The 373-nt window shown below is 55.8% G+C and carries 1 protein-coding gene; it reads left to right on the top strand.

Going from position 1 to position 373, the window contains the following annotated elements; translation table 11 throughout:
• Positions 1–202 precede the first annotated feature (202 nt).
• A partial coding sequence (locus tag AC1D0P_RS31915; RefSeq protein ID WP_477680385.1) for a helix-turn-helix domain-containing protein occupies positions 203–373 on the top strand: 171 nt, incomplete at its 3' end.

Here is a 373-nt window from a genome sequence, read left to right as displayed (position 1 = left end):
CCTCGATCCTGACCACCGCGGCCATGTCGCGGGCGCGCTCGAATGTCGGATATGGGTCTTTCAACAGGTCGGCAAAGGACACGTCCGAGATCACCGGAACGGTGCGCACGATTTCTGCCTGGGCTAAAGTTTCTCCCATTGCTTCCTCCAAAGCAAATTTCATGGATGGAGCGTAGCGTGAGGCTTCCCTTCTGCCAATTGGATGGATACGATGGAGGTCATCGACTTTTTCGATGACCTGGGACTATCGATGCTGCCTGAGGAACTGGGGCAAATTGATCTGCGTACGCTGCATATACTGGTGACAGTGTCGGATTGCGGCTCGTTTTCCGCCGCATCGGCCATGCTCGATGTCAGCCAGTCGACCGTCAGT

Source organism: Polaromonas sp. P1_G2, from assembly GCF_056405515.1.
Note: the sequence above shows the minus strand (reverse complement) of the source record. Positions and strands in the feature narration are given on the sequence as shown.